Origin of the sequence: Streptomyces boncukensis (assembly GCF_011045075.1) — a bacterium.
GTDB lineage: Bacteria > Actinomycetota > Actinomycetes > Streptomycetales > Streptomycetaceae > Streptomyces > Streptomyces boncukensis.
Genome location: NZ_JAAKZZ010000433.1, coordinates 1 through 6,399 on the forward strand (window position 1 = coordinate 1; position 6,399 = coordinate 6,399).

At 73.3% G+C, this 6,399-nt stretch carries 3 protein-coding genes; 2 read left to right on the top strand and 1 reads right to left on the bottom strand.

What is annotated here, in order from left to right; all coding sequences use genetic code 11:
• On the top strand, positions 1 to 796 hold a 796-nt coding region (locus tag G5C65_RS28905; protein ID WP_241266130.1), incomplete at its 5' end, for an alpha/beta fold hydrolase.
• 51 nt (positions 797 to 847) lie between these two features.
• Here G5C65_RS28905 and G5C65_RS28910 read toward each other — a convergent pair.
• Complete coding sequence (locus G5C65_RS28910) at positions 848 to 1,987, bottom strand: cytochrome P450 (RefSeq protein WP_165301991.1); 1,140 nt, start codon at positions 1,985 to 1,987, stop codon at positions 848 to 850.
• A 308-nt stretch (positions 1,988 to 2,295) separates the two neighbouring features.
• Between G5C65_RS28910 and G5C65_RS28915 the strand changes: the two genes are divergently transcribed.
• On the top strand, positions 2,296 to 6,399 hold a 4,104-nt coding region (locus G5C65_RS28915), incomplete at its 3' end, for a type I polyketide synthase (RefSeq protein WP_165301992.1).

Sequence of the window (6,399 nt, forward strand, 5' to 3'; positions counted from 1 at the left end):
GCGGGAGGCGGGGCGGGAGGGCAAGCTGGCCAAGTTCATGGAGTTCCTCATGGAGGCGGCGAGCTACCGCCCGAAGTTCCAGGACGCCGACGAGCTCCAGGCGCCGCCCAAGCCGGTCTTCCTCGCCCGCGGTGACGCGCGGACCCGGATCGTCGGCCAGTGCGGCATCTCCGCCGTGGCCGGCGCCCACGAGTTCGCCCGGTTCGCCACACCGTTCCGCGGGCAGCGCGACGTGATCGCGCTGCCGGTGCCCGGCTACCGCGACGGCGAGCTGTTGCCTGCGGGTCCCGATCCGATGCTGTCCTGGCAGGCCAGGACGCTGCTGGAGGCCGTCGGCGACGACCCGTTCGTGATCGTCGGGCACTCCGGCGGCGGACTGGTCGCCCACGCGCTCGCCTACCGGCTGGAGCGGATGGGCGTCGTGCCGGCGGGTGTCGCTCTCGTCGACACGTACCCGCTGGACCGGCCGGTGCACGAGGACTGGCAGGACGAGTTCAACGAGGGCATGTTCGAACGCGAGGACATGTACGTGCCCGTGAACGACATCCGTATCACCGCACAGGCGTGGTACGGCCTGATGTTCGCGAACTTCCACCCCCGCGAGATCCAGGCTCCGACGCTGGTGGTGCGGGCGACGGAGCCGCTCGGGGACTGGAGCCGCGACGAGGACTGGCGGGCCTCGTGGGGCCTGCCGCACACGGCTGTCGACGTGCCCGGCAACCACCTCACGATCATGCGCGAGCACGGCGAGACGACGGCGATGGCCATCGGCCGGTGGCTGGAGGAGCTCGGGTGAGAGCGCGGCCGGGGGCGGGACCGGAGCCCGCCGCCGGCTACCGGCTACCGGCTACCGGCGGAACGTGACCCGCAGCGGGAGTTCCGTGAGCCCGAGGACGAAGCTGAAGCGCGTGTGCCACTGCGGCGCGTCCGTGGCGAGCTCGATCGTCTCGTACCGCCGCAGCAGCTCGGTGAGAGCGATGGAGACCTCTGTCTTGCCCAGCATGGCGGCGATGCAGGCATGCGGGCCGGAGCCGAAGGCGAGCGACCGCACCCCGGTGCGGCGCACATCCAGCCGGTCCGGGTCCTCGAACCTGGCCGGGTCGCGGTGCGCGGCCCCGGCGATGCCCAGCACCGGGGAGCCGGCCGGGATGACGGTGCCGTCGATGGCCAGGTCGCCGGTCAGCTGCCGGGAGATGATCTGCACCGGGGCGTTGAACCGGACGAGTTCCTCGAACGAGGGCTCGATGAGCTCGGGGTGCTCGCGCAGGGTCCGCAGCTGGTCAGGGTGGGTGAGCAGCGCGTGGAGGGCGTTCCCGATGACGTTGAGCGTGGTCTCGTGGCCGGCGTTGAACAGCAGCAGCACCTGGGCGATGACGTCCTCGTCGCTCAGTCTGTCGCCGCCCGCGTCCTTCTGCATCAGCATGGTGAGCACGTCGTCGCGCGGGTGCTTGCGCCGCAGCTCCATCTGCTCCTGGATATACGCGCTGAACTGCGGCTCGGCCCTGTTCATCGCGATGCGCATCTGGGGGGTGATGAGCGGGTCGATGATGTTCGCGATGGCGTTCGTCCACTCCAGGCACTGCCACGCGTCCTCGATCGGGATGCCGAGCAGCCCGCAGATGACGGCGATCGGCACGGGCGTGGCGAACTGGCTGATCAGCTCGATCTCGCCGTCGCCCATGTCGTCGATCAGGCTGGTGACGATCCGGTGGATCTCCGGCCGGAGCCGCTCGACGGCGTTCGGGGTGAGTGCTCGTGCCACCAGCCCGCGCAGCCGCCGGTGCTCCTCGCCGCTCTTGGCCGACATCCACCGCCGCATGCTGCGCATGGCGGGGGCCTCACGGCCGCCGCGCATCGCGACGAACATGGGGTCGTCCGGCGTGGCCGACGAGGACTGCGGCGCACGCAGGAACGTCTCGACGTCGGCGTAGCGGGCGAGCGTCCAGAATCCCAGCGGTGAACGGTGGACCGGTTCGGTTTCGCGCAACCGGCGATAATATTCGTACCGATTGTTCATCAGGGCCGGATCGGTCAAGTCGAAAAGTATTCGGGGACTTTCCACTATTAGCCCAGCCAATCCGATTGAATGCAGCATCAAAAGCCTATGGGGGCGACGGCCCGCGTCAACCCCTAGATGTCCCCCTAGAGTTCTTCAGCGTCCTTACCGGCTGGGCAGGGGTTGGATCCGGCCCTCGGCGGCGCCTAGCCTTTCTTTGGCTCGGGGTCTTGTAAATGGGGTCTTTGGCAAGCGACAGCCGGCCAGTTGTGTCGCCCACGGAAAGAGGTTCCCTTCAGATGGTGGACGACAGCACGCTTCGTGAATATCTGAAGCTGGTCACCGCGGACCTGCACCAGACGAAGCAACGGCTGCGCGAAGCTGAGAAAGGCGGTCAGGAGCCGGTCGCCGTCGTCGGTATGAGCTGCCGGTTCCCCGGCGGTGTGCGCACCCCCGAGGACTTGTGGCGGCTCGTTCTGGCGGGCGGCGACGCCATCGGCCCGTTCCCCGACGACCGTGGCTGGCAGCTCCCCCCTCCGCCCGACGCGGGCGCCGAGTCCGCCGGTCCGCACTCCGAGCGGCCGGGCGGCGATGAATCCCGTGAATCCCGTGAGTCCCGTGAGTCCCGTGCGGCCCATGAAGCGCGTGAAGGCGGCTTCGTCGACGACGCCGCGCGGTTCGACCCGGCGTTCTTCGACATCTCGCCGCGTGAGGCGCTGGCCATGGACCCGCAGCAACGGCTGCTGCTGCAGACGTCCTGGGAGGCGGTGGAGGCCGCGGGGATCGACCCGTCGTCGCTGCGGGGCAGCCGCGCCGGCGTGTTCGTCGGCGCCAACGACCAGCACTACACCTCGCTGCTGGCCGGCGCAGAGGAGGGCAACGAGGGCTATCTGCTGACCGGCGGCGCGACCGCGGTGATATCCGGCCGGGTCGCGTACACCCTGGGCCTGGAGGGGCCCGCGGTCACCGTGGACACGGCCTGCTCGTCGTCGCTGGTGGCGCTGCATCTGGCGTGCCAGTCCCTGCGGCGCGGCGAGAGCACCCTGGCGCTCGCGGGCGGTGTGACGGTGATGGCCACGCCGAGTGTGTTCTCGGAGTTCGGCCGGCAGGGCGGCCTGGCCGCCGACGGCCGGTGCAAGTCCTTCGCGGCGGCGGCCGACGGCACCGGCTGGTCCGAGGGCGTCGGCGTCCTGGTGGTGGAGCGGCTGTCCGACGCGCTCCGGCTGAACCATCCGGTGCTCGCCGTCGTGCGCGGCTCGGCGGTCAACCAGGACGGCGCGTCCAACGGGCTCACAGCGCCCAACGGGCCGTCGCAGCAGCGTGTGATCCTGCAGGCGCTGGCCGACGCGCGTCTGACGCCCGGCCAGGTCGACGCGGTCGAGGCGCACGGCACCGGGACGACCCTCGGAGACCCGATCGAGGCGCAGTCGCTGATCGCGGCCTACGGGCAGGACCGGCCGGCCGAGCGGCCGCTGTGGATCGGCTCGGTCAAGTCCAACATCGGCCACACCCAGGCCGCCGCAGGTGTCGCGTCGGTGATCAAGACGGTGCTCGCCCTGCGGCACGGCGCGCTGCCGCCGACCCTGCACGTGGACGAGCCCACCGGGCACGTCGACTGGACCGCCGGCGCGGTCGAGCTGCTCACCGAGGCCCGCGACTGGCCGCGGACGGGCGACCCGCACCGCGCGGGCGTCTCCTCGTTCGGGCTGAGCGGGACGAACGCCCACCTGATCCTCGAACAGGCACCCGAACCAGAGGGGCCCGACGCTCCGTCCGATGCCCCGTCCGGCTCCGCGCCCGACGCCGCGCCCGACACGCCGTCCCGCCGCGAGCGTCCCGCCGGGGCGATGCTGCCGTTCCCGATCAGCGCCAAGACGGTGTCTGCGCTGCCCGCGCAGGCCGCCCGGCTGCGGACGCTCCTGGAGTCCGAACCCGGCCTCGACCCCGCGGACCTCGGTCACGCGCTGGCGGTGACGCGTGCGGCGCTGCCGCAGCGCGCCGTCGCGGTCGCCGGGGACCGCGACGAGCTGCTCGCCGCGCTGGCCGCCGTGGAGCACGGCACGGACAGCGGCCTGGTCCGGTACGGCGCGGCCCGCAGGACCCGGTCGGCGGGCAAGCTCGCGATGCTGTTCACCGGGCAGGGCGCGCAGCGGGCGGGCATGGGCCGCGCGCTGTACGCCGCGGAGCCGGTGTTCGCCCGGGAACTCGACGCCGTGTGCGCCGGTGTGGAGCCGCATCTGGAACATCCGCTGCGCGAGGTGCTGTTCGCCGAGCGGGGAACGCCCGAGGCCGGGCTGCTGGACTCCACCGAGTACACCCAGGCCGGGCTGTTCGCCCTTGAAGTCGCGCTCTACCGGCTGTTCGCGCACTGGGGCATCGCCCCCGACTACCTGCTGGGCCACTCCATCGGTGAACTGGCCGCCGCCCATGTGGCCGGGGTGTGGTCGCTGCGGGACGCCTGCACCCTCGTCGCGGCCCGGGGCCGGCTGATGCGGGGGATGTCCGGCGACGGTGCGATGCTCGCGGTCCGGGCCGGCGAGGACGAGGTCCGCGCGGCGCTCCGGCCGACCGACCGGGTCGGCGTCGCCGCCGTCAACGAGCCGTCCTCGGTGGTCGTCTCCGGCGACCGCGACGCCGTCGAGCGACTGGCCGCGCAGTGGCGGGAAGAAGGGGTGCGGACCCGGCGCCTGCGGGTGTCCCACGCGTTCCACTCGGCCCATATGGACCCGATGCTGGACGAGTTCCGGGCGATCGCCGCCGGCCTGACCTATCGGAGCCCGTCCCTTGCGATCGTCTCCAACCTCACCGGAGCGGTGGTCGGGGCCGACGAGCTCACCGACCCGGACTACTGGGTCCGCCAGGTGCGTGAGGCGGTCCGGTTCGCCGACGGGGTCGCCTGGCTGGACGCACACGGCGTGAGCCGGTACCTCGAACTCGGGCCGGACGGCGTCCTGTCCGCCATGGCAGCGCAGTCGCTCGCGCACCACGCGGAAGACGCCGTCGTGGTGCCCGCGCTGCGGCCGACGCTCGGCGAACCGGCCGCCGCGGCGGCCGCACTGGCCGAGCTGCACGCGAACGGGGCGACTCCCGACTGGTCGGCCGTGTTCCCCGGCGTCACCGGGCGTCCCGTCGCCCTGCCCACGTACGCGTTCGAGACGGAGCGCTACTGGCCGCGCCCGCCGGGGTCGTCCGGCGACGTGGCGGCGGCCGGGCTCGGGGTCACCCGGCACCCGCTGCTCGGCGCCGGCGTCAGCCTCGCCGAGGGCGACGAACTGCTCTTCTTCGGCTGGCTCTCGACGGGCCGGCCGCAGTGGTCGGCCGACCACGTGGTTCTGGGCCGCACCGTGCTGCCCGGCACCGCGTTCGTGGAGCTCGCGATCCGCGCCGGCGACCAGGCCGGCTGCGGGCGCATCGAGGAGCTGGTGCTGCAGCAGCCGCTGGTACTGCCCGAGCGGGGCGGCGTCCAGCTCCAGGTCGCCGTCGGCGCCGCGGACGAGACCGGGCGGCGGGACCTGACCGTGTACGCGCGGCCCGGCACCCCCGCGGACGACGGCTGGCCCGACCACGCGTGGACCCCGCACGCGAGCGGCGTACTGGCCCGCGACACGCCCGGGGACCAGGACCCGGACGGCGGCTGGTCGCGGCAGTGGCCGCCGGCCGGCGCGGTCGATGTGCCGGTGGACGACGTCTACGGTCTGCTGGGCGGCGCCGGTCTGGAGTACGGCGCGGCGTTCCGCGGCCTCCGGAGCCTGTGGCGGCGTGGCGAGGAGATCTTCGCCGAGGTGCGCCTGCCGGAGTCCGACGAACCCCAGGCACGCGCCTACGGCATTCACCCGGCGCTGCTGGACGCCGCTCTCCAGGCTCAGGCCGGCGCCGATCCCGCCGCCGGCGCGGGCGCCGCGGGGCTGCCGTTCTCGTTCACCGGGGTGACGCTGCGGGCTGCCGGCGCGGCCGCGCTGCGGGTCCGGCTCGTGCCGCACGACGGCGGCGTGGCCCTCGCAGCGGCGGACCACACCGGCGAGCCGGTCCTCTCGGTCGACCGGCTGGCCCTGCGCCCGGTGGCGGAACTGCCGCAGCCCGAGGTGCCGAGTGACGGCCTGTGCCGACTGGAATGGAGCCCGCTGCCGGCGGCCCCGGAGCCCGGCGCGGCGCCGTCCGGCGTGGCCGTCGACGCCATCGGGCCTGCCACTCTGCCCGCCGGTGAACCGCTCCCCCGGGCCGTCGTTCTGCGTGCCGTCGACGCGCAGGACGGTGACGCCGACGACGGACCGGCCCGGGTGCGGGCCCTCACCGGGCGGGTGCTGGACGCGCTGCAGCAGTGGTCGGCCGATGAGCGGTGCGCCGGTTCGCTTCTGGTGGTGCTCACCCGCGACGCGGTGCTCCCCCGCCCCGGCGACCGGCCC